At 38.0% G+C, this 24,580-nt stretch carries 18 protein-coding genes and 5 pseudogenes; 9 read left to right on the top strand and 14 right to left on the bottom strand.

What is annotated here, in order from left to right; genetic code table 11:
• Positions 1-219 precede the first annotated feature (219 nt).
• The 3 genes and pseudogenes from NBRC111893_RS02680 to NBRC111893_RS02670 all read right to left on the bottom strand — a co-directional run bounded on the left by NBRC111893_RS02680 (position 220) and on the right by NBRC111893_RS02670 (position 5,015).
• Positions 220-2,484: a glycoside hydrolase family 65 protein gene (locus NBRC111893_RS02680; RefSeq protein WP_125007877.1), complete on the bottom strand. Its 2,265-nt coding sequence runs from the start codon at positions 2,482-2,484 to the stop codon at positions 220-222.
• Between the two features lie 14 nt (positions 2,485-2,498).
• Positions 2,499-3,856, bottom strand: a pseudogene (locus NBRC111893_RS02675) (SLC45 family MFS transporter).
• A gap of 187 nt (positions 3,857-4,043) precedes the next feature.
• On the bottom strand, positions 4,044-5,015 hold the full coding sequence (locus NBRC111893_RS02670; RefSeq protein ID WP_125007876.1) for a LacI family DNA-binding transcriptional regulator: 972 nt from the start codon (positions 5,013-5,015) through the stop codon (positions 4,044-4,046).
• A 128-nt stretch (positions 5,016-5,143) separates the two neighbouring features.
• Here NBRC111893_RS02670 and NBRC111893_RS02665 point away from each other — a divergent pair, with 128 nt between their 5' ends.
• Positions 5,144-5,695 carry a hypothetical protein gene (locus NBRC111893_RS02665; protein ID WP_191984810.1) on the top strand — a complete coding sequence of 184 codons (552 nt, stop codon included), beginning with the start codon at positions 5,144-5,146 and terminating at the stop codon, positions 5,693-5,695.
• A gap of 72 nt (positions 5,696-5,767) precedes the next feature.
• Here the strand turns inward: NBRC111893_RS02665 and NBRC111893_RS02660 are convergent, their stop codons facing one another.
• From NBRC111893_RS02660 to NBRC111893_RS02645, 4 genes are read right to left on the bottom strand one after another with little or no spacing between them, the layout of a single operon-like run.
• Positions 5,768-7,093: a C1 family peptidase gene (locus NBRC111893_RS02660; protein ID WP_125007875.1), complete on the bottom strand. Its 1,326-nt coding sequence runs from the start codon at positions 7,091-7,093 to the stop codon at positions 5,768-5,770.
• A 22-nt stretch (positions 7,094-7,115) separates the two neighbouring features.
• Positions 7,116-7,622, bottom strand: a complete 507-nt coding sequence (locus tag NBRC111893_RS02655; RefSeq protein ID WP_125007874.1) for an ECF transporter S component — start codon at positions 7,620-7,622, stop codon at positions 7,116-7,118.
• A gap of 10 nt (positions 7,623-7,632) precedes the next feature.
• Complete coding sequence (locus tag NBRC111893_RS02650) at positions 7,633-8,199, bottom strand: TIGR01440 family protein (protein ID WP_125007873.1); 567 nt, start codon at positions 8,197-8,199, stop codon at positions 7,633-7,635.
• A complete protein-coding gene (locus tag NBRC111893_RS02645) occupies positions 8,189-8,959 on the bottom strand; it encodes a PfkB family carbohydrate kinase (protein ID WP_125007872.1) in 771 nt (256 codons plus the stop codon). The genes NBRC111893_RS02650 and NBRC111893_RS02645 overlap by 11 nt, the downstream gene beginning before the upstream one ends.
• A 1,077-nt stretch (positions 8,960-10,036) precedes the next feature.
• Between NBRC111893_RS02645 and NBRC111893_RS02640 the strand changes: the two are divergent.
• Positions 10,037-11,214, top strand: a pseudogene (locus tag NBRC111893_RS02640) (vitamin B12 independent methionine synthase).
• Positions 11,215-11,278: 64 nt separating this feature from the next.
• Here the strand turns inward: NBRC111893_RS02640 and NBRC111893_RS02635 are convergent.
• Positions 11,279-12,490, bottom strand: a pseudogene (locus tag NBRC111893_RS02635) (aminotransferase-like domain-containing protein).
• A 112-nt stretch (positions 12,491-12,602) separates the two neighbouring features.
• Here NBRC111893_RS02635 and NBRC111893_RS02630 point away from each other — a divergent pair.
• The 3 genes from NBRC111893_RS02630 (at position 12,603) to NBRC111893_RS02625 (ending at position 14,020) form a co-directional block, all read left to right on the top strand.
• The gene (locus tag NBRC111893_RS02630; protein WP_125007871.1) at positions 12,603-13,508 is read left to right on the top strand and encodes a LysR family transcriptional regulator; all 906 of its coding nucleotides are present in this window, start codon (positions 12,603-12,605) and stop codon (positions 13,506-13,508) included.
• Between the two features lie 87 nt (positions 13,509-13,595).
• On the top strand, positions 13,596-13,712 hold the full coding sequence (locus tag NBRC111893_RS11030; RefSeq protein ID WP_225417503.1) for a MerR family transcriptional regulator: 117 nt from the start codon (positions 13,596-13,598) through the stop codon (positions 13,710-13,712).
• Positions 13,694-14,020: a MerR family transcriptional regulator gene (locus tag NBRC111893_RS02625; RefSeq protein ID WP_225417502.1), complete on the top strand. Its 327-nt coding sequence runs from the start codon at positions 13,694-13,696 to the stop codon at positions 14,018-14,020. Before NBRC111893_RS11030 ends, NBRC111893_RS02625 begins: the two co-directional genes overlap by 19 nt.
• Before the next feature lie 43 nt (positions 14,021-14,063).
• Here NBRC111893_RS02625 and NBRC111893_RS02620 read toward each other — a convergent pair.
• The 5 genes and pseudogenes from NBRC111893_RS02620 to NBRC111893_RS02600 form a co-directional block, all read right to left on the bottom strand.
• Positions 14,064-14,884, bottom strand: a pseudogene (locus NBRC111893_RS02620) (transporter substrate-binding domain-containing protein).
• 20 nt (positions 14,885-14,904) lie between these two features.
• Positions 14,905-15,648: an amino acid ABC transporter ATP-binding protein gene (locus NBRC111893_RS02615; protein ID WP_125007870.1), complete on the bottom strand. Its 744-nt coding sequence runs from the start codon at positions 15,646-15,648 to the stop codon at positions 14,905-14,907.
• Between the two features lie 9 nt (positions 15,649-15,657).
• Positions 15,658-16,356, bottom strand: coding sequence for an amino acid ABC transporter permease (locus tag NBRC111893_RS02610; RefSeq protein WP_125007869.1), 699 nt, complete (start codon positions 16,354-16,356; stop codon positions 15,658-15,660).
• A 295-nt stretch (positions 16,357-16,651) separates the two neighbouring features.
• Positions 16,652-17,659: a ketopantoate reductase family protein gene (locus NBRC111893_RS02605; RefSeq protein WP_125007868.1), complete on the bottom strand. Its 1,008-nt coding sequence runs from the start codon at positions 17,657-17,659 to the stop codon at positions 16,652-16,654.
• Between the two features lie 469 nt (positions 17,660-18,128).
• The gene (locus NBRC111893_RS02600) at positions 18,129-19,310 is read right to left on the bottom strand and encodes a homoserine dehydrogenase (RefSeq protein ID WP_125007867.1); all 1,182 of its coding nucleotides are present in this window, start codon (positions 19,308-19,310) and stop codon (positions 18,129-18,131) included.
• Between the two features lie 101 nt (positions 19,311-19,411).
• Here NBRC111893_RS02600 and thrC point away from each other — a divergent pair.
• The 3 genes and pseudogenes from thrC to NBRC111893_RS02585 all read left to right on the top strand — a co-directional run bounded on the left by thrC (position 19,412) and on the right by NBRC111893_RS02585 (position 22,215).
• Positions 19,412-20,892, top strand: a pseudogene (gene thrC / locus NBRC111893_RS02595) (threonine synthase).
• Complete coding sequence (thrB, locus tag NBRC111893_RS02590; RefSeq protein ID WP_125007866.1) at positions 20,889-21,803, top strand: homoserine kinase; 915 nt, start codon at positions 20,889-20,891, stop codon at positions 21,801-21,803. Before thrC ends, thrB begins: the two are co-directional and overlap by 4 nt.
• Complete coding sequence (locus tag NBRC111893_RS02585; protein ID WP_125007865.1) at positions 21,781-22,215, top strand: ACT domain-containing protein; 435 nt, start codon at positions 21,781-21,783, stop codon at positions 22,213-22,215. Before thrB ends, NBRC111893_RS02585 begins: the two co-directional genes overlap by 23 nt.
• A gap of 59 nt (positions 22,216-22,274) precedes the next feature.
• Here the strand turns inward: NBRC111893_RS02585 and NBRC111893_RS02580 are convergent, their stop codons facing one another.
• Positions 22,275-22,850, bottom strand: a complete 576-nt coding sequence (locus NBRC111893_RS02580; RefSeq protein WP_125007864.1) for a DUF536 domain-containing protein — start codon at positions 22,848-22,850, stop codon at positions 22,275-22,277.
• Positions 22,851-23,116: 266 nt separating this feature from the next.
• On the opposite strand from NBRC111893_RS02580, the gene NBRC111893_RS02575 reads away from it, so the two are divergent.
• Complete coding sequence (locus NBRC111893_RS02575) at positions 23,117-24,553, top strand: APC family permease (protein ID WP_125007863.1); 1,437 nt, start codon at positions 23,117-23,119, stop codon at positions 24,551-24,553.
• Positions 24,554-24,580 lie beyond the last annotated feature (27 nt).

The raw sequence follows: 24,580 nt of genomic DNA, 5'->3' as shown, positions 1-24,580 counted from the left end.
ACAGATCTAATTCACTAGTTATATCCAACTGCAATTTATCCTAACATGTCTATCCTTTAGGTGGCACAACTCAATTGGGAGTTTAACTATTTACCATATTCTAAAATTACTGTTAGGGCTAAAAGTTGCTAGCATAAGTAGGTGAAATTCAGTTATTTACTTAAACAAGCCTTCGGTGATTGGAAACTTAAAAACCATCGAAGGCTTGTTACATAACTATTATTTTGCTAATTTAACATCTTTACCATCAACATCAATCGTAATTGGTGCACCATCAATTAGCTTAAATTTGGCGCCAGAACCATCAACAGAAACTTCAATAACTCGGTTTCTGAATACTTGACGGAATGAGTAATGATCCCATTTCTTTGGTAGGAATGGTGCAAAATGCAACTTGTCATCACGAACCCGCATTCCAGCGAATCCTTGAACAACTGCGATCCAGCCACCGGTCATTGCGGTAACGTGTAACCCATCAACTGTATCGTTGTTGTAGTTATCTAGATCTAATCGAGCTGTTCGTTCGTATAATTCCACTGCTTTGTCTTCATAATGCAAATCAGCAGCTAATACTGAATGGATTGCAGCGGATAAACTTGATTCGTGAACTGTTAGTGGTTCATAGAAATCAAAGTTTGCTTTCTTTTGTTCAGGAGTGTAATCATCAATAAAGTCCCAAATTCCTTGAAGAACGTCACCTTGCTTGATATATGGGGAGCGAAGAATCTTATCCCATGACCAATTTTGGTTCAGTGGTAGATCATCTTTGCCAAGCGAACTAACGGGCTTAATGTCTTTATCCAAGAAGCCATCATGTTGAACGAAGATGTTAAGGTCCTTGTCATAAGGAAGGTACATCCGGTCAACGATATCTTGCCACTTTTGCTTATCAGCATCAGTAACATCCAACTTAGCTTGCCATTCTGGTGACACATCATCAAGGATCGATAATGTGTACTTCAATGTCCATTGAGCGAGAAGGTTAGTATACCAGTTGTTATCAACGTTGTTTTCATATTCATCAGGGCCGGTAACCCCGTGAATCATATACTTTTGGTTTCGTTCGCTAAAGTGAACCCGATCAGCCCAGAACTTAGAGATTTCTGCTAAGACCTTGGCACCCTCATTTTGGACGTATGAGTTATCGCCAGTGTAACGAGTGTAGTTATAAATCGCAAATGCAATATCACCGTTCCGGTGAATTTCTTCAAATGTGATTTCCCACTCATTATGACATTCGATGCCATCAAAAGTTACCATTGGGAACAATGCACCCTTTAAGCCTTGTTGCTTAGCATTGTGATAAGCACCATCAAGTTGCTTGTAACGATACATTAATAGGTTCCGAGTAACTTCTGGATTAGTAATTCCTAGGTAAACGGGCACTGCAAAGGCTTCGGTATCCCAGTATGTTGCTCCACCGTACTTTTCACCGGTGAACCCTTTGGGACCGATGTTCAATCGAGCATCTTCACCATAGTAAGTTGAGAATAATTCGAAGAGGTTAAAACGAATTCCTTGTTGGGCTTCATCGTCCCCACTAATTTGAATATCTGATTTTTCCCAACGATCAGCCCAAATGTCTGCATGAGCAGTGAATAATTCAGCATAACTTTGGCCAGCAACTTTATCACTTAATTTATGCATGGCATCAGTTAACTGAGCCTCAGTATCATAGTCCCGTGAGGTAACCACGATTACCCGTTTTTCAAGTTGCGTAAGTTCACCCGCTTGTAAGGTGGTTATAAACTCATTCACTACTTCTTTATCGTTAGGTTGACTAACTTGCTTTGAACTCATGTCTGTCACATGCCGCATTTCCATGCCCACTGTAAATCGGGGAGTACCAAATGGATTCTCAACGGTCTTTGAAACAACGTCGCCTGTCTCAGTTCCTTGGTCAGTGTTTAAAACATCCCAGAAACGTTCGTCATAGTTAGCATCTTCGTTTTCAACATCTGCATCAATTGCTGAATCAATAATTAATTCAACGTCAGTATTACCGACATTTTTTGCAGTAACTCGTTGAACTGATAGTTCCTGTTGAGCAACACTTAGGAACCGTTCAAAGGTTAATTGAACTTCCGCGTCACCTTTCGTTACGATAAATGAACGAGTTAGCAATGACTGTTTCATATCAAGGTTTAAGGTAAAGTCAGTAATTTGATCCTTGGCTAAATCAACCAACTCACCGTTTATCTTAACGTGCATCTTAATAAAGTTTGTCGCGTTAACTACCTTACCAAAATATTCAGGATAACCATTCTTCCACCAACCGACTCGGGTCTTGTCTGGATACCAGACTCCGCCAAGATAGATTCCAGGAAGCGTATCCCCTGAATAATCTTCTTCGAAGAATCCACGCATCCCCATATATCCATTACCAAGACTGGTCATTGATTCTTGAAGTCGTTTATTTTCTGATTCATTTTTAAATGTATGCGTAATTACATTCCAAGGTTGAACATCGAAGGTTCTCTTCATATCTAATATCCTCTCTATTCCTTATAAGTTTCTTTGATAAATCCAACGGATAAGGCACCAAGGGCCATGATAATTCCAGCAAGAATGAACATGTTTTCTTGCAGGCCGCCTAATAGTGGGAATAATGCAAAACTAGCAAGTGATGCAACGATTTGTGGTAAACAAATTGAGCCATTGAATAATCCAAGGTAAGTTCCCATGTGTTCACCGTTAAGTGCGTTGGTAATCATCGTTAATGGGTAAGTATTCATTGATGCCCAAGCCATCCCAACAAAAATGTATGAGACAACTAGCATACTCTGTGAGTGAATGAAGAAGATTGACAAGAAACCAACGGCCCCAATCACCAAACTAAGTGAATAACCTAATTTATGATGATTATTGGGTAACTTAGCTAATACATATGACCAAACGACGGCTGCAATTGATTGAACAGCAGCTAACACCCCATACCAGTTACCAGCAGCTTGATATCCTGCTGAAGCAGCATTAGTAGTATTCCAAACATTATGGGCAATTGCTCCAGCCGAGTATGTCCAAAGGTATTGAAATGCAATCCAGCAGAAGAATTGAACTAATGAAACCGTCCAAAATACTTTAGGTGCTTTTTCAATAGTGTAAACCAGTTACCACCAGTTGAATTAGCATCTTCAGAGATTCCATGATACTTAGCATATGTTTGTGGATCATATTCGTGAACTCGGAAAATTGTGAATAGACTGGTAATTAATAACAATGCTGCCCCGACGTAAAATGACACAACAACCGATTGGGGAACAACACCCTTTTTAGCAGTATTAGCAATTCCCATGGCAGTAAATAGGAATGGGAAGATGGCAGCTAAGACGGCACCACCATTTGATAGGAAACTTTGGATTCCATAGGCATAACTCTTTTGATCGTCATTTACCATATCACCAACCATCATCTTAAATGGTTGCATAGCGATATTTGACGAAACATCCAAAAGGGCAACTGTGACTGCTCCAAAGACTAAGGCGGTAATAGAAGCGTATCCGAAACCAAAACTACCCGAATTAGGAAGTAAACACATAACAATAATTGCAATTAATGTACCTAATGCAAGGTATGGTAATCTCCGGCCACCTAGCTTAGGTGCCCAGGTTCGATCTGAATAATAACCAATGATTGGTTGGACAATCAATCCAGCCAAAGGTGGCAAAATAAAGAACCATCCCAAGTTGTTAGGATCTGCTCCAATTGTTTGAAATATTCGGCTCATCTGTGAGCTTTGCAACGTGAAAGCCATTTGAACCCCTAAAAATCCAAAATTGATCATCCAAATTGTACTAGCAGGTAACTTTGGCAATCCATGTGTCTTAGCAGTTGTTGCAGCGCCATTCTCATCCATAAAATTTCCCTCCAATTTAGTTTGTTTTTTTATTACGAGGTTATTATGGCATGCACTAGATTTTTTTGCAAACGCTTGCATAACATTTTTGGTCTAAACCAGTCTTCGTAACCCACGTCATCACGTTGATAGCGGTTTCAAAAAATAAAAAAAAAAGTTTCCAAATATAATTTGGAAACCTCTTAAACTAAATTTTATGCGGAATTATTTGATAACGCTGATCACCAAACAGTGGTTCATTATCATTTCTAACTAGTAAGTCAACTGCAGCGCCACCCATTTCTTCTGGAAATAAGTTAACCGAATGGAAATGAACATTGACCAATTCCCTTGGTAATGATGCGTTAAATCCAACGATTTCAACATGCTTATCAACATCTGGATGAACTAGGTTGAATTGTTTGTAGAATTTAAGTCCAATATAGTCATCCGTCGCCACGACCCCATCAATTTCAGGATGATCACTAATAAATTCATTAATCGCATCCGGATCTTCTTCAGAAATTGACACAACTAATGGTTTAATTCCTAATTCATCTAATAATTCTAAATAACCAGTTCGTCGATCTTCTTCGTATGGCCAGCCAAAAGTTGATTCAATAAATGCCGGGTGGTTGATTTTTAATTCATCAATTAAATACCTAGTTGCATCCATCCCTGCCTGCTTATTATCGTTATCGACATATAACCAGTCATTACCATGAGTTGGTTTACCAATAGTTACATAATCAACCGGTGAACTATCGATTAAATCAATAACTGGGTCACCAGCATGTGAATAGAAGATGATAAATCGTTTAATTTTTCCACGACTAATCATTGATTTAACGCTTTCCATAACTGCTTCAGCTGTATCGCCAACCGCAACAGAAAGTACAAAATTATTTTCATTTAGTCGCTTACTAATTCCCCGCAGTAACTCAACATAGAAGATATTATCAATCACTCGTTCGTTTACCGGAAAGACAACTCCAATTGCATTAGACTCTTGGAGGGTCAAACTTCGAGCATTATAATTTGGTTCATAACCGACCTTATCAGCGTACTCACGAACAATTCTTCTGGTCTTAATACTAATTCTTGGATTATTGTTTAGTGCTCGGGAAACGGTTGAGACTGATAGTCCCAGTTTGTTAGCGATATCTCGAATCGTTACCAAATTTATTTCCTCCCAATTAATTATTTTTCAAAAAGATTAAATATTATTATCTTTAGTTAATAAATAGCCATTCTACTAGATTTTGCGCTGTTTATGTGATAATTTCAACTCATGAGGTGATAATAATTATGAAAACAAGAAAATCATTAGGGTTGTTATTATCAGTATTTACTGCATTTGTCTTAATTCTAGCCGGATGTCAGAAAGCTAATAATAGTTCTTCCACAAACGATAATGATAGCAAAGCAAGTATGCAAAATCCGACCAAAACGCAAACTGCTAAGCAAGCTTTTAATTCGGTAGAAAATCTTTGGTACATGAATGGTAAGATCAATTACAATAGCAAGTCAGGAATCGATGCTTATCATTTTAATGCTAAAAACAATACTGTAACTATTTACAGTGTCTCTAAAATTTACAAAACTATTGATCAAGCCAAAAAAGCTAACGATTTAAATAAACAAGGAACTCTCAAATACACATTTACTAATAACTCAAATGATAATCCTGTCATTCATATGAAGGGAAAACTTGCTGGTATCCCAATGGAACAAACTGTCTCAGTTCGTTCAAAAGTTTCAGGTAAGTACCACAAGACCAACGTTAAAGTTGCTGGTTATAAAGTCGTCCGTGATCTGGATGAAGATAAAACTTCTCAAGTTCTAGTTACCCCTAAATAATCTGATATTATTAAAAATAAAACCGAGCCAAAATATTCTAATTAACATGAATATTTCGACCCGGTTTTTTTATTATTTTAAGGAATCCCAAGCTGGCAATTCAATTGGCGCCGTCCCTAAGATTTGTTGTTGTTCACCAGTTAAAAAATCCTTGCGGACAACTACTTCGTATACGTAGTCTTCCATCCAGTTATCATTCATTGTAAAGTACCCTTGGTTACCATTCTTATCACCCCAAGAATTCTCTACCTTCCATTTAACTGGCACATCATTACTGTCTAAATCGACCCCCGTTAGGGTCATCGCGTGAGAAACTTCTGCTTGGCGATACTCCAAGCGTTCGGCCTTCGACATCTTAAAGTCAACATTAAACAAATCCGAATAACGATATAGTTCACTGTCTAAGAATCCTTGTTTTCGATCCATTTGCTCAAGAACATCATTTCCGAACCAAACCGTTTCGCCAGCTTTTAATTGACCTATTGCCGCTTGCTTTAGATAATCCATCTCAACATTTAAAAATTCAATCTGGCGACCACCCACTACATTTTGCTGTGATGGCAGTGAATATAATCGGTTAAATGCCTTATCTGGTGAATTAGTTAATACTACATAATTATCTAAATTCATTTGAAAATATTGTTGGTAGAACTGCTGTGGTGTCAATCCTGTGATCTTTTGATATTGCTTATCATCATCTCGATATGCAAAGTTTATTTCAGTTGGTGGAACGCCTAAAGCGTATGTAACAATCTTATAAACTTCTGACAGCATCTTAGCTCGGGCCTCAGCTAGCTCAGAATCACTATTACCATCATTGACCATGCGTCGAAGGATCATCCCATCCTTACGTAGTTTTTGGTTTAAAACTGTATTCAATGCGCTAGTATTTTCAACGTTCTGGGTTTCTGGATACTGTGACGCCGGGACAACCCCATACTTTTCAATTAACGCGGCAGCCATTGCCCACTGACCACCATCATTTCCGGGACCATTTAAATAATCCGCCACTTCGCGACTATTAGCCGGTTTGCTAGCCAGTGCAATCATCCGGTCATAAAAAATATTAGCCCGTTCAATTTTATCCCAGAAAAATAGGTATTTCTCAGATAATTCAAAGTCTTTAACCTTATATTGACCAGCAAATTGATGACGCAAGGTGTTCAGCAACGAAAATAGCCAACAACGCCCACTTTGCCTTTGATTAGTAACCTTACCAGTGGGCAAATCAATTGAAAAAACCGGATCTAGGCGAATAGCCGCTTCTGGATCTTTGGCCGCTTGGTTAATTCCATTTTCAGTAATAATTCTGGTAAACACGTCGCCATTTGGTTGACTAGCATAATCCTGTCTCAGCGACTCAATTTGTTCTTCAGTTAACTTATTATTAATTGTCATTACTTATCCCCTTCACCTCAAATTAAATTCGTCGTTTTAACAACGGATAAATCATCATACTTACAACCATACCTACAATTCCTTGAACAATATTCATTGGGATACCGATAAAACCAGTGGCAGCGGTATACAAAATCGTATCGGCAATAAAATAGCCGCCAACCATCACTAAGATCCCAACTGACATTGCTCCAATTTTAACAACTGTATGATTTGAATTTTGCTTAGCAACTAACCCAACTAAAAATCCTTCTAAACCGTGTACAATCAGTGAAAAGATCATATATTGACCATAGCCTGCTAATAAATCTAATAGGAAGCCTGTGGTTCCGCCAACTAATCCCCCTAATTTAGGACCCAATAATAAAGCCGCCACAAAAATGCCAGCATCACAAAGATTAATATATCCATGAGTTAACGGCACGGGAATAATAAACACGCGACTAATTACCACCGTGACCGCAACTAATACTGATGATAGTGAGAGTTCTTTAATTCGCTTAGTTCCTAGCGTCTGATTATTTTCCATTAATTAGCTCCTACTCAAGTAAGTTCTTATCTGTAAATTCATATTGGGCGCGAGTGCCTCCAACCAATTTAGGCCGGGACTTAAGGCAGGTAACGGTTGCCTCACCTATTCGTCGTTGAGTCGTTCGCATTGGAATCTGAACAAACTTTACATGCATTCCAATTTCAGTACCACCAATATCAATTCCACCAAAAGCTTGGATATGCTCAACCTCCACCGGATCATTCATAGCTTGATAAGCAGCCACTTGAGTTCCTCCACCCGCATGCATCGCTGGCACTACTGCAACTTCTTCGTAGCCAAAACGATCTGCAGTTAAACGTTCCATCAATAATGAGCGATTAATGTGTTCACATCCCTGAACGGCTACTTCAATGTTTCGTGGTGCTAAAAATTCCATCACTGTATCGTATACTACCCGGCCGACGTCTAAGCTTGAACTAGTCCCTTTCCAAGCACCCCGAATTTCACTAGTGCTACAGCCAATAACGAATAAACCATTCTTAGGATATATTACTTCGGCAAAATATTCTGATAGTACATCCTCTAAATCAGTTTTAATACTTTCAAGATTCATATTGGTCCACTTCTTTTCTATTTTTCGTAAATTCAATCACTTCTTGCATCACTCTTGGTAAACTCATCCCAAACTTACGATGACTACTTGGTTGCTGAGCAGTATCCATTACCGCATGGTAAGTCCCACTTTGACTAAGCTGAACCGCTTCAGTAAATGTTGCTCCTGATTGGAGATACCCAGTTAGCAGTGCCGCAAATAAATCACCGGTGCCATAGAAATGACCAATTATTCGATCATTACCAGTCCATTTAAGTTCATTATTATCTAAATAAGCTACGCCGACCTGCTGTCCTTTATTTATCCCAGTGACCACAACTTGCATATTATGATTAAATCGTTGCTTAATCTGCTTAATTGATTGCTTAATATCAATGATTGGTTCGCCTAAGAGTACTGATAACTCGAATACGTTTGGGGTCATCACGTCGGCTTGGGCAAGCAAATGATTCATTGATGTTAAGTATTCGTTACCTATGCCAGGATAATATTGCCCTTGATCCCCCATGACTGGATCTACAATTAACTGATCAATTTGATGTTGAACAATAAACTTAATTACTCCATTGATCGTCGCTTGATCCCCAACATAACCAACTAATCCGGCTGAGAATTTAGTTAATCCAGCCGAATCCCAATGATTAAAAGCTTGTTGTTGCCAATTACCAAGTTTTAATGCCGCAACTGGTCCAAATCCTTCAGTTTGTGTGGAAAATAACTGAGTTGGCATCGCGGCAATTGGTAAGTCAAACGCAGCCATGATTGTTTGCGCAATTGGTAATGATATCCGCCCAACGGCAGAATAATCTTCAGAGATAAAAATTGGTTGCAGATTTCCAAGAGATCGACCTCAATTTGTAAATTTTCACATCATTTTTTAATGTTTCCTGACAAAATTATAACAGCTATCACTGATAAGGCAATGGATCCTTCGTGATTTCTTTATTATTATGTTAAAGCAATCAATTAAAAATTAAAATAGACATTGCCCCAATAGCCATTGTCTCACCTTTTCCATTGATTTATTTTCTATTAATGGGAAAATATGGGTTAGAAAAGCGTTTAACGGACGAGCGGGGGTGAGGGTTATCAAGAAGACAAAAATGATTATCAAATATTGCACCTGCACTATTCTAATTGCTTTAGGACTTATTGTTTTAGTGGTTGGCTTCGCAAACCTACATAGCCCCCAAAACTTGGTATCTAGCGGTTACTCATTGTATTCATGGTTAGTTTCTGGAGTTGCAGAATTTTAATGGGCTGTACGTTATTACTTAACGGTGCCCGCTGGAGTACAGTAGCATTAGGATTAATTGCGATTCTAAATTTAATTACCTACAACTTTACAATGCAAGCTGACTTTGATATTTGGGTCAGCGGTTTTATCATCTTAACCATATTAGGTATAGTTAATAAATTCCTTGTCGGGGGCCGAAATATGTAAGCCACCTACTTATCATAACTAAACTTCTTAAATTATTTTTTTAATTAAGGTTGACAATTTACTTAAATGAGATTATCTTTAATTAAAATTTAATTTACTAACGACTAAAGAGAAGAGTAGCCGTCACGAGCATTTACAGAAAGTCCCCTTGTTGAGAAAGGACATTGCGACCACGGCGAAGATGAACTCTTAAAGTAATTAACCTGTTCACGCAAGCTAATCGGTAGGAACCGTTACTTTCCCGGGTATCAACTGGTACCGATGAGGCAAGACTTGTGAGAGTTTTGTGAATTAGGGTGGTAACACGAAGCATTCGTCCCTTAAACGTCAAAGCACGTTTAAGGAGCGAGTGCTTTTTTGTTAGTAAATTATTTAAAAATGGAGGAATATATTATGACAGAGATCAGTACTCAAATTAAGTTTCCAAATCGTTACGACATTGTTGGTAGTTTACTTAGGTCAGCTACTTTAAAACAGGCAACCGAACAATTTAGAAATCAAGAAATTACTGAATCAGAATTTACCGATATTAAACACGAAGAAACGCGGCGAATTATCAAAAAACAAATTGAACTTGGATTCAAAGACGTTACCGACGGTGAATATAACCGTAGTTGGTGGCACTTAGATTTTCTTTGGGGATTACAGGGGGTTGGTCATTATGATTATCACAAAAGCTACAAATTCCACGGATCAAAAACCAGAACTGACAACGCAGAACTCGTTGGCAAAATCGGCTTCAACCCCCATCACCCATTCTTCGACGACTTCCAGTTCGTCCAAGAAGTCGTGGCTGAAGAAACTGCTGACCACAACACCGATTCCCAATTCCAAGATGTGGATCTCGCCGTTACTCCAAAACAAACCATCCCATCACCAACAATGATTTCCGAGATAATCGAAGTGATAACTGGAATGAATTTTATGATAGTTGGGATACCTATCTTGATGACTTAGCAACTGCCTACCATCAAACTATCCAACATTTTTATGACCTTGGCTGTCGCTACATCCAACTTGATGACACCACTTGGGCCTTCTTAATTAGCAAGTTAAACGAAACCAAAAACGATGCAGCTGAGCACGATGAATACATCAAGATTGCTGAAGATTCAGTCAGAGTTATTAATCAGTTACTAACTGGGCTCCCTGAAGATCTAACAGTAACTACGCACATCTGTCGGGGAAACTTCAAATCAACCTACCTATTCTCAGGTGGCTACGATGACGTGGCCAGCTACCTTGGCCAGCTAAACTACGATGGTTTATTCTTAGAATATGATAGTGACCGCGATGGTGATTTTTCACCACTGTCAACTATCTGGAATGGCAATCAAAACAAACGTATCGTGTTAGGATTAATCACTTCTAAGTACCCTGAATTAGAAGACAAGGCAGTCATTATTAACCGTATCAAAGAGGCAACCAATTATGTACCATTACAAAACTTGGCACTGTCGACCCAGTGTGGGTTTGCCTCAACTGAAGAAGGCAATAAACTCAATGAGGATCAACAATGGGCTAAATTACAACTGGTAAAAGATATTGCTGAAGAAGTTTGGGGCAAGTAATCATTCATAAATTAAAAGCAAGTGGGCACATAAAGTGCACCGCTTGCTTTTTTAATTAACTAAATTATTTCACTGATACATTCTCAATTGCTTTGCTTAGAATTATGCCAAGACGATGCATTCCGTCTCTAATCTCATCTGGAGTTAAACCTGTAAAGTTCAAGCGCATTCCATTAGTATGATTTTTAAAGGCATAAAAGTTCTTTGATGGCACATATGCGATATGAGCATCTGGAGTTGCCATTGATATAGCAACTCTGTCGTATTAATATTATCCGGAACGGTTAACCAGGTAAAGAAACCACCATCTGGACAGGTTGCTTGGACTCCTGCAGGCATCTCCTTATTAAGAGCATCAAACATTACTTGGCGTTTAACTGCATAGGCTCCAATTAACTGATCAATGTGAGCATCGAGATCATTGTGCTCTAAATACTGATTAACAGCTGAAGCCGTAAGGTTGGGAACTTCTAGATCAACTGCCTCTTTTAGTTTATATAGCTGATGAATGATTGATTCTGAAGCAACCAACCAGCCTAATCGCAACGTTGGCATCAATATTTTTGAAAAACTTGATAAAAAGATGACCCGATCTTCAGTGTCAAAGTGCTTGATGGTGGGTAACGATTCACCCACATATCGTAAATCCCGGTAGGGCGTATCTTCTAAAATCAAAAATCATATTGATTTGCTAGTTCGACTAACCGTTGCCGCTTTCAACTGACATTGTGACGCCACCCGGATTATGGAAATCAGGAACTGTATACACCATTTTAATATTATTATTTTCTTTTAAGATTGCTTCGAGTTGATCAAGATTCATTCCATCTAATTCAAGATCCACTTCATGGTAAGTGGGTTCATACATATCAAATGATGATAATGCGCCCACATACGTTGGTGCTTCGACAACTAAGCCATCGCCTTTGTTAAGCATCAACTTAGCGACTAAATCGATCCCTTGTTGGCCTCCTGCTGTCAACATAACATTTTCAGCCTTAGCCTCTTCAATTTGCATTTTTCGTTGGGCCCGTAATGCCAATTTTTCCCGCAGTTCAACTGGACCAGATACTGTATGGTACTGGAACGTATGAGCGCCTTCTAGGTTAATTGCATCCAGGTATGCTTGGCGCATCGCCTCTTTAGGAAATAATTCTTCAGCAGGTGAACCAGCAGTAAACATAATGGAATCATCGAAATCCATCTGGGGAAATAATCCTTCTAATCTAGATGGAATAGCTGGTTGAACTCGATTAGCAAATAACTCTTTTCGCATAACTTACACCCCGTTTGTGATATTTTAAACTATGTTATACTTAACGGTAAGATTAGTAAAATTCAAAATATTCATTTTTAGTTGAAAACAATTCACGTTAGAGGGATTTCGCATGCTACCATTCGCTTACATAGTTTTTAGTACTGTAATTACTGAAGGAACGTTTTATAAAGCATCATTAAAATTAAATGTTACTCCGTCGGCAATTAGTCACTCAATTAATCAATTAGAAACTGAATTAGGGTTTCCGGTATTTAATCGTTCCCGCACCGGCGTGGAACTTACCGAAAACGGTAGGACTATCTTGCCAATTATTCAAGATATCTTAAACAGTCAAAAACGGCTTGATCAAGAGGCTGATAATATCAATGGTTTAAATTCTGGCTCCATTCGAATTGGGGCTTTTTCGTCGGTTTGTATCAATTGGTTGCCACCGATTATTCAAGAATTCAAACGTGATTATCCCCAAATTGATATTTCAGTTTACCAAAGTGGGTTTGAACAAATTGTTCAAGAAGTCAAAAATGGCACCTTAGATATTGGGTTCACTGCCTTGCCAATCTCAGAAAATTTAATTGTCGCTAATTTAATCAAAGATGAAATTTATTGTATTGCTCCCCATGGATTTATTCCTCACAATCATAAAACGGTTACTAAAAGCGACATGCAAGATCGAACATTTATTTTGCAGCCGGGAGATTACGATCTTGATACTAAGGCTACCCTAGACCACTACAATATTCAGCCCAATTCAATTCAATTTTCAATTGATGATCAATCCATTATCGCGATGGTTGAAGCTGGTCTTGGATGGGGGATTCTACCAGAACTAGCCCTTCAAAAAATTAGTGGCGATGTTGCCGTCTATCCGTTTGATAAAAGTTTTTATCGTTCAATCGGGATGGTAACTACCACCACCCAAGCCAAAGCACCTTCAACCCAAAGAATGCTTAAAACGATTAATAACTTTATCACTATGAATTACCCAGATGGTTTATTAAAAGAGGAATCGCAATAATTTTCCATGCTTCATACCACATTCATTTTGTACTAAGCGGAATATTTAGTTATAATTATGCCCGTATTTGTACCTCTGGAGGCTAATATGAATAATTTCATTGAACGACTTAAAAGTTTGCATGTTTCAATTGGCATTGGTGAAACTAGCAGAATTACCGGTGCCACAACCACTCAAATTCGCTATTGGGAAAAAAGGGGCTAATCAACTCGGTCCAACGCGGAGATGGCACCAATAAGCGATATACGCTAAAAAGTATTATTGCGATCATCTTTATTAAAACCCAATTAGATGAAGGATATACATTAGCCAAAGCTGCCGAAGAAGTTCAGCAGTATCTTAAAAATTCCGATGCCTTAGAACTCCTTGTCAGCACGCGACTACAATCGATTTCAGCTGATGGTGATGCTACTGTTTTTGATTTTGGTCCAATTGATAATCTACCTAATAAGAAGTTATTTGCTACTGTTTTAAAGCAAGACGTCAAATTATCCGTTGAAGAATATAACTAAAAAATGCAAACCTTAAGTTTAAGGTTTGATTTTTTTAATTTAGTTATTTTTCGTTTGTAACGTCCTTACCAAAGTACCTCTTAGAAATCTTTGCTAACTCGCCATCTTTTCGTAACTCTTTAATAGCGTTACTAATTTTAGCTTTCAGCTTAGTATCATCTTTGTTTAGCATTGGTGAAACCTCGGCAAATGGTTCTTCAGATGCTGGAATTGCTCGAGCTTTTAAGCCCTTGGTTGATTGTTCCTTAGCATATGAATTCCATGCATCCAATGCATTAACTGTACCTTGTACTCGACCTTGGCGAATCATTGATAAACTATTAACGAATTGTTCTGATGGCACGGTGACTGCACCATGTTTTTAGCAACATCTTCATTGTTAGTCCCAGTACCTTCAGCGAACTTCTTACCCTTAATGTCATTAAGGCTCTTAATGCTGTTATTACCTGATTTAGTTATTAATACGTATTGAGTAAAAATATATGGGCTAGCAAATGCGTAGCTCTTTTTTCGTTCATTAGTAACTGTCACGTTGTTCAAAACAACATCAAATTTACTACTACCAAGGCCTGCAATTAAACTATCCCATTTAGTAGGAACAAAGTTTGCCTTTACGTCTAATTTTTTGGCAATAGCTTTACCTAAGTCAACTTCGAAGCCAGTTAACTTGCCATCTTTTCTATATGAGTATGGAGCATAAGTTCCTTCTAAACCAATTGTCAATTTACCACTTTGACTTAGTTCAGATTTATAAGAAGAACCGCTATTACTACTATTGTTTGATCCACATGCAGTTAATGTCCCTGCAACGATTAGCGTAGCAGCAACTAGTAATAATTTGGTGATGATTCCCTTTTGCTTCATGATTTCTCCTCCAAGAATTATTAAATATTAGTAAATGTCATTGCGTTTACAAAATTCTGAATCCGATCACTATCAGAATTAAAGAAACCCTCAACATTCCCGTCATATAAAATTGTACCATTTTCAACAAAGATAATCTTATCTGCAACCTTCCTAGCAAAGGCAAGATTGTGAGTAACGATAATCATTGATTGATTCATCGCAGCAATTTGCATTAATGCCTTTAAAACTTCCAATTCTAACTCAGGGTCCAAAGCACTAGTTGGCTCATCTAAGAAAATATATTCCGGATGCATTGCCAACGACCTAGCAATCGCCACTCGTTGAGCTTGTCCCCCAGATAGCTGAGCAGGATATGCGTCAGCTTTATCCTTTAAACCAACCTTATCAAGAAGATCTAAGGCTTCAATTTTGGCATCATTTTTAGATACTTTAAGAACTTGAGTTGGACCCTCCATGATGTTTTTAACAACAGTTAAATGGGGAAATAGATTGTATCCCTGGAAAACCATTTCTGTCCGCTTACGAATATCTAAGATCGTCTTATTAGTTAAAGGCTTGCTAAAATCAATTTGCTCACCTTCAAAATCATAAATTCCTGATTCTGGTCGCTCCAAAAAGTTTAGCGAACGTAATAACGTTGATTTGCCTGAACCTGAGGGGCCCACAATAACCGTCGTTTTATTTTCAGGAAACTCAGTACTGATATTCTTTAACACATGAGTGCCATCAAATGTTTTATTTAAATTAGTTATTTTTAACATAGTGCCCTCCTATCTTGCAGGTGTGATATATTTTGAGGTCGACTTTTCCAAGTATCCTTGAATACTTGTAAGCACTGTACAAAATAGTGCGTAAAATAATGCAACTAAACTATACATCAACAATGGTTGGTAGTTCTCTGCCGTAATCTGTTGGCTAACTTCAAACATTTCCACAATTGTGATTGACGCAGCAAGAGAAGTATCTTTTACCAAACCAATAAAACTATTAGCTAATGGCGGTAATGAGACTCTCAATGCTTGTGGTAAAATTATTCGTTTAAGAATTTGAGTTCTAGTCATCCCAATTGAATAGGCAGCTTCCCACTGGCCATTGGGAATTGATAAAATTGCCGCTCTAATGGTCTCGGAACAGTAAGCACCCGTGTTCAATGAGAAAGTAATAATTCCAGCCGTCCATGGACTAAGCTTAATTCCTTCGGGGAAGATTCCTTTAATTTTTAGATATGGTAAACCAAAGTAAACAATAAATAATTGCACCAACAATGGCGTACTTCTAAATAGCCATACATAGAATCTGAAGATTCCTTTAACGATCATGAATAATCCTTTATTAGTCGACAAGCGCACCAATGCCGTTAATAGTGCTAAAGCAAGTCCGATTACAAAAGAAATAACCGCAATTGGGATGGTATATTTAAAACCCGCACTTAATATCTGCGGAGTTGAATCAATAACTATTTTCCACATTTGTTTTCGCTCCCCTATCATGTACAAAACCAAAAAGTCCGTTCTGCGCAGTTGGTGCGCTGGAACGGACTAACCCATATTACCAGCTAGATTAGATCTTAGTTATAAGTTGTCAAACCCCTTAATCCATCGAGCTGACGCAACTTTTTTAGTCGTCAAGTTAATGAGAAAAGCGTACATCATATGGTTAAAAGTGTCAACCGTGCACAATCTAAATAGAATTACCCAGTTATAATCACCAAGTTAAGTATTAGATAAGATCGAATTTTCGCGGTCTTTTCCTATATTATACAAGCTAAATTACCTTCACAGATTCAGATCGTTGATTAGTGACATCCGTCACGTTTGGATGATATTTACGCATCATCTCGGCCATATGAACTTCATGAACTACAAATTCATGAGTGCGGCAGACATAGTCATGCTCACGACCAATTTTGGCAATGTAACCATTAATATAATCAACTTCTGTCGGTCGACCTTTAGAGAAATCTTGGTACATCGATGGATAATGATACTTATATTCCTGACTAACAGTTATCACTGAATCAATTTGTTCTTGGCGTGTGGCAATTAGATAGATTCCGGCTCGTTCACAGGCATCATATGCTTCATCAAATAACTGCTTGGACATTTCTCTAACTCCATCATACTCAATAAATTGTCCCATTTGCATTTCAAACATCGTACATAAAGTGTTAGTAACTGCATTGAACACCACCTTTGACATACACATTCCCATATAATCATCAACGAAAATTGGATTAAGATTAGCCTTAGTAAAATCGGTCATCATGGCTTGTGTAATCTCATCTGGTTGTTCATTAATATAGCGTGCAACGTGCATTTCCTCAGTGCCCTCCGCACCCATGAAATCAACATTTGCAGGACCATCTAGCCGGGTCGCAATCATCGCAGTTCCACAGATAATATGATCAGTTGGGAAATATTCAGCAATTTTTTCGAAGTGACCCATGCCATTCATCGCTGAAAAAACGTACTGGTCATCATGAAAAAGTCCGGCATTATTATCTCTAATCAATTCATCGGCTAATTGCATTTGCTTCTTAAAAATAATCCATACATCTGGATGACCAGTATATTCTTCCGGATAATAAATATTGATTGGAATTATTCGCCGATTTTGATGATCTCTAGCCACCGACACGCCCCCTTGTTCACGAACCTTCTCAACATTTGGTTCCCAAGTATCGATAAAATCAACTTCAACTCCAGTATTCTCCTGTAGCATAACTCCGTAACGATATCCCATTGCACCTGCACCAATAATTCCATATTTCATAACCAATTCACTCCTTAAGTATTTAAATTTAATTCAAAAACTCTTGGTTTAAAAACCAAGGGACGTTTTGCCGTGTTACCACCATTTTTAACTGTTATCACTAACAGTTACTCACCACGTAATGCACTCGAGTTTGCAATACGCTGCACGTTATTGGGTGCTACCAGTTTCACCTCGTAAAGTGAACAATAATTTGGTCAATCTTTCGTTAAACAGTCTTATTGTCCTTACACCAACCGGACACTCTCTTAGTAAGGCTGTTTAATTAATCCATTTCACAAATAACTTTTCGAATTAAATTGTTGGATGCAGTATAAAACGAATAAATGAGAAATGTCAACACTGTAATTTAACTTAAATATAATCAGATTAGCATAAATTAGCTAACTGCCGATTATTAAGCATTTATCGATAAGTAAATTTTCTAATTTAACATCAGAAACTAACCGTAACGAATTGAAATCAGTTTCTAGTTTGTGGTTTCCAAATCTTCAGGCACACATGTCATAAAGGCTAATTCATCAATAATTAAAATCTCTTTCATCAAATCATGCATTATTCCAACAGGAATATCCCTTACCAGTACATAATTGTCGTGAACTGTTAACTGATATCCCTCAAAGATGTCCACGACATCGACGCGGGTCCGAATTAAGTAGTGCCGACGATTTAAATTAGGATTAAACTTTAGGCTGCTTTTGAAGGCACGCTGCAAATGTTCCTTACCTTGATAAATATCCAGAATATCTTGGATGACTGCGTTAGCCGTTGGTAACTGACCAGCACCTTGCCCCATAAATTTCAACATTCCAATTGTGCCACCATGAAGTGAAATCACATTGTAGTTATCAGGAACGCTGGCCTCAATCGCGGATGCTTTACAAAGACTTGGCTCAACCGCGTAGTCAAATTGTTTACCATCACAAAAGCTTTTTCCTAGTAACTTAACCGTCAAATTTTGTTGGTTAAAATATTCAATATCAGTTCGATTAATATTTCGAATACCAAAAATCGGCAAGCGATGATCATCAGGCAATACCAATCGATCATACGCGATATCAGCACTTATGCATAATTTGTTAGCCACGTCTATGCCATCTATGTCATCGCTCGGATCTGCCTCCGCATAACCTAGTTCTTGAGCATTATGTAAGACATCGTTAAACTCCCGACCAGTTTTGTCCATCTGATCCAAAATATAATTACTAGTACCATTAAAAATCCCAGTAATTGTGTCAATACTATCAATTCTCAATGCCCGTTCCAATCCTTGAATCCACGGAATGCCACCACCCACACTAGATTCAAAATAGAATTTAACATTATTTTCTGTCGCCACCCGAGAAAATTCATCCATATACCGGGCAATGACAGCCTTATTTGCTGTAATAACGTGTTTTTTATGTCTTAATGCTGCCAAAATGTATCGATGAGCAGGCTCAATCCCACCAATCACTTCAACCACCACATCAATTTCAATGTCATCTAAAATTTCATCAATGTCATTAGTCATTTCGGGTAGATTAATCTTGTGATTTTCTCTAATTAATATTTTTTTTACATTCAGGTTAGTTGCTTGTCGGTCAGTATTGTTAATTATCTTATATACCCCTGTCCCAACCGTTCCAAATCCTAAAATAGCAATATTCACAATCCCAACCTCCAATTTTGTGTTCACAAATAATAAACACTTGTTTTTTTATTGAAAACAAATTATCATAAACATCACATAAAATCAAGGAGGCTATCCGAATGGAACGTTTTTATACCAGCACCCGTAATCATTCATTTAAAATTTCGGCTAAAGCGGCTATCAAGAAAGGTTTTGCTGATGATAAGGGGCTATTCGTTCTCCCCGACCTTCAAGAAAACCATATTGATATAGCCAAGCTACCTGATCTAAGTTACCAAGAAATTGCTAATTTAGTCCTTGAACAACTATTACCAGACTTTGATCATACTGAAATCGCAGACAGTGTCCAGCTGGCTTATGGAAATAATTTTACAGATTCTGAAATCACACCAGTCAACAACGTAGACAACTTCCATGTCCTGGAACTATTTCACGGACCGACAGCTGCTTTTAAAGACATTGGATTACAATTATTGCCACAACTAATGCAGCACTCATTGAGCCCTAACAATCAAGTAATGATTCTGACCGCTACTAGTGGTGACACTGGTAAGGCAGCCCTTGAAGGATTTAAAGATCAACCTCAAATTGGCATCACTGTTTTCTATCCTCACAAGGGGTCAGTCAAATTCAGCAACTCCAAATGGCCACTACGGGTGGTAACAATACTAATGTCGTTGCTATTCAGGGTAATTTCGATGATGCTCAAACAAACGTTAAACGACTTTTTAATAACCGCAATTTAAAGGAACAACTCAGCGAAACTATTAATTTATCCAGTGCTAATTCAATTAACATTGGTCGCCTAATTCCCCAGGTTGTTTATTACTTTGATACCTATAAGCAATTGGTAAATCAACATACAATTAAATTGGGTGATCATGTTAACTTCACTGTCCCTACTGGTAATTTTGGAGATGTCCTTGCAGGATACTACGCTAAACTAATGGGGCTGCCGGTTAATAAATTTATTGTAGCCGCCAATCAAAACAATGTCCTTGCTGATTTCTTTGAAAGTGGAATTTATGACCGCAATCGACCATTCTTTAAAACTGTTGCTCCTAGTATGGATATTCAAATTTCAAGTAACTTTGAGCGGTTACTTTATTATAAGACTAATGGGAATACAAAATACGTTAGCCACTTAATGAACCAATTAGAAACTTCTGGAAAATACCAAGTGACTCCCGAACTTTTGGCAGCCATCAAACAAGATTTTTATTTTGGCTACAGCAGCGATGATGATATTAGGTCATCAATTCATGATACATACCACGACTACCACTACTTGATGGATCCACATACCGCAGCCGGATATAAAGTGATGCGAGATTATCAACAAATTGATGATCAAACACCAATGATTTTGTTAAGTACTGCCAGTCCATATAAGTTCATTGATGTTGTCAATCAAGCTCTTAATCTATCGTCTGCCTCTGATCAACAGACAATTATGACTGACATCAATCGTGTAACCGGAATAAAAATTCCTAACAATCTAATTAATGTCTGGAATTTACCCGTTCGATTTACTGATATCATTCAAAAAAATGATATGCAAGATTATGTATTAAACAAAGTAAAGGAGGATTTCCAATGACTTTCTCGATTACTATTGCTGTACCAGCAACTAGTGCAAACGTTGCAGTGGGTTTTGATACGTTGGGCCTAGCTCTAAATTACCGGGCGACCTTTATATTTTCACAAAGTTCTCAGCATTTAGAAATTTCAGGAACTGAAGCTAAGTATCAAACTTCGAATAATTTAGCTTACCGTGCATTCGCAAAAGGATGTGAATATTTAGAGCAGCCAGTCCCTAATATCAAAATCGATATGGATAAAACCTTGCCAATTTCTCGAGGGATAGGAAGTTCCGCAACTTGTATTGTAGCTGGATTAGTTGCCGCCGGTAAATGGTATAAACAAGCCTTCAATAACCAAGAATTGATCAAACTGGCAACCGAAATGGAGGGCCATCCTGACAATGTAGTTCCCGCCATTCTTGGAGGCTTACAATTATCATTTATCGATGATAATAATCAGCCCCAAGTTGTTTCATATCACGTCGCTGATAACTTAAGATTAATAGCAATGATTCCTAACTATAAAGTAAATACGGACGAGGCTCGAAAAATTTTGCCAACTAGTTTAAATTATGCTGATGCAATCCATCAAGTAAGTCACTTTGGAATACTAATTCATGGACTCGAAAGTGGGAATCTCGCTGAAATCAAGCTCGGAATGGAGGACCGAATGCATGAACCTTATCGATCAACTCTTATTCCTGAATTTAACCAGGCGAAACAAATCGTTAACAGCCACAATGGGGCTTTATATATCAGTGGTAGTGGCCCCACATTAATGGCTATATTTGACAGCCATATTCATTCTAAAGCATTTTCAAACATCGCCAGTGACACCTTTAGTAGTTGGCAAATTCGGCCAGTTGAGATTGATGCAACTGGTGTGCAAAGTGAGGATTCAAAACTTGGAAAAGTATTATATCGTTGATAGTTCAATTTTACCGACTTCATTTGAGAAAGTGGTTAAAGCTAGAAAACTTTTAGAGACTGGTAAGGTTAATCAAATCAGTGAAGCGGTCAAAGCAGTCGGTATTAGTCGAGGAACCTACTACAAATACAAAGATTTAATTTTTCTACCGGGAGAAGTTCTATCTTCTAGTAAGGCTGTAATTTCACTATTATTAGAAGATCAACCTGGGAATTTATCAAACGTCTTAACGACGATTTCTAATTATCAAGTAAACATCTTAACTATTAACCAAAATATTCCAATTCACGGCGTAGCAAATCTAGTGCTTTCGTTAGACATCACTAATTTAAGCAGTACGATTAACGATATGCTAAATCACGTAAAATTTATTGATGGGATCAGTAACTTATCATTAGTTTCAGTAGAATAAAAAATTGTCTGCAAGTTAATTAACTTGCAGACAATTTTTATTTAACCAGACTTTTTCAATTAGTCCTTCTTCCAAACTTGCCACCAGTGACGCTTATCATCATCGGTCAAGTCAGAATTACTGTCATTAGTTTGTGGCGCTGCCTGAACTGTTGTTTCATCATTAGCACTAGTAGTTTCAATTGCCTTAGTTTGTTCTTCAGCCTTAGACTCCAATTGCTTCAGCTTCTTTTGGACATCTAATTGAAGACGTTGAGATTGATCCAACAATTGGTGAAGCTCAGCAATTTGTTTATCCTTAGCCTTTAATTGCTTAACTTGTTCATCAAGTTGTTCAGACAATAGTTGGTATTCTTCAGGATTAGCAACCGGAAAATTACTATCTGATTGCGCATGATCAGCTGTTACCTGATGGTCAGCTTTATCATTTTCATCCGAGATATTCTTGGTTTCGTTCTCTGTTGCTTTGGAGTTTGCGAACTGTTGCTTTAGTTCGTCGACCCCTTCGTCAGTAATGAGAATCTTATTCCCATCTTTCTCAGTATATGTATCTCTAAAACTATCATCCATGTGTTTACGAACCGCTGTCTTCGAAACGTTTAATTGGTCCGCAATTTCTTTTATGGTTAAACTCATTAATTTCGCCTCACAACATCTGTTTTAAGTTTGCAGTTTCCATTATATTGGTTTCTGCTTGATTGAGCAAATCATTTTAGATTAGAAAACGATTAGAAAATCATTGACAGTCTAATTCGAATTACGTTAAAATAGTGCGATAATATTTATGTGTGGATTCTTTAATAATTCCCTATTTTTAACGGTAATCAAGAATTTTATTACTGCAAACATGGAAAATTATAATTACCACAAATTTCTAATAATTTTTGAAATGGAGTGTTTACATGAGCAAAATTACTGAACGAATGTTTCGTAAGGAAGACCCAACAGTATACCAGGATAAAGACTCTCATCTAATTCGAAGTCTTACCACTAAGGACTTCTTGGCCTTAGGAGTGGGAACCATCGTTTCTACATCTATCTTCACATTACCTGGGGTCGTGGCGGCGGAACATTCCGGTCCAGCTGTTGCACTTTCCTTTGTTGCTGCTGGTATCGTTGCTGCGTTAGTTGCGTTTGCTTACGCTGAAATGTCTGCGGCAATGCCTTTTGCTGGGTCAGCGTATTCTTGGATTCACGTTGTTTTTGGTGAATTCTGGGGGTGGATTGCTGGTTGGGCACTATTAGCCGAGTACTTCATTGCAGTTGCCTTTGTTGCGTCTGGACTTTCCGCAAACTTCCAGGGATTGATAGGAACGATTGGCTTAAAACTTCCAGCCTCCCTATCTGCAGCTTCCACTGGATCTAATGGTGGATTAATTGACATCACCGCAGTCATAGCTGTTTTGATTGTTGCAGCCTTATTATCTCGCGGTGCATCTTCAACTGCCAGGGTAGAAAACACCTTAGTTGTCCTGAAAGTTTTAGCTATTATTGTATTTATTATTGTTGGTTTAACCGCAATTCATGTCCAAAATTATGTTCCATTTATCCCTCACTACCGCGTGAATCCTGATGGTTCTGCCTTTGGTGGTTGGCAAGGCATTTACGCTGGGGTTTCCGAAATATTCCTAGCATATATCGGTTTTGATTCAATTGCCGCAAACTCTGCTGAAGCTAAGAATCCCCAAAAAACAATGCCTCGCGGAATTTTAGGATCACTATTGATCGCCGTTGTTCTGTTCGTGACAGTTTCCTTAGTTCTGGTCGGAATGTTTAGTTACACTAAATACGCTAACAACGCTGAACCTGTTGGCTGGGCTTTACGTGAAAGTGGTCATGGCACTGTGGCTGCGATTGTTCAAGCAATCGCTGTCGTTGGAATGTTCACTGCTTTAATTGGAATGATGCTAGCTGGTTCTCGTTTGATTTACTCATTCGGTCGTGACGGATTACTTCCTAAATGGTTGGGTAAGCTAACTAATAATTTGCCAAACCGAGCATTGATCGTCCTGACAATTATTGGAGTTATTCTTGGGTCAGTTTTCCCATTTGCTTTTCTAGCTCAATTAATTTCAGCTGGAACCTTAATTGCCTTCATGTTCGTTTCCCTCGGGGTATATGCTTTACGGCCCCGAGAAGGTAAAGATATTCCAATGCCTAGCTTTAAAATGCCTCTTTATCCAATCCTGCCCGCTTTAGGATTCTTAGGTGCTCTTGCAGTGTTCTGGGGATTAGATATTCAAGCTAAAACATATGCTTTTGGTTGGTTTGTGCTTGGAGCCATCATTTACTTCGCATACGGAATCAGACATTCAAATGCTGGTCGTGAAGATAAATAATTAAATCTAATTTTAAATAGTAATTGG

Source organism: Lentilactobacillus kosonis (genome assembly GCF_003864335.1).
GTDB lineage: Bacteria > Bacillota > Bacilli > Lactobacillales > Lactobacillaceae > Lentilactobacillus > Lentilactobacillus kosonis.
This window is presented reverse-complemented; position numbering and strand designations above follow the sequence as displayed.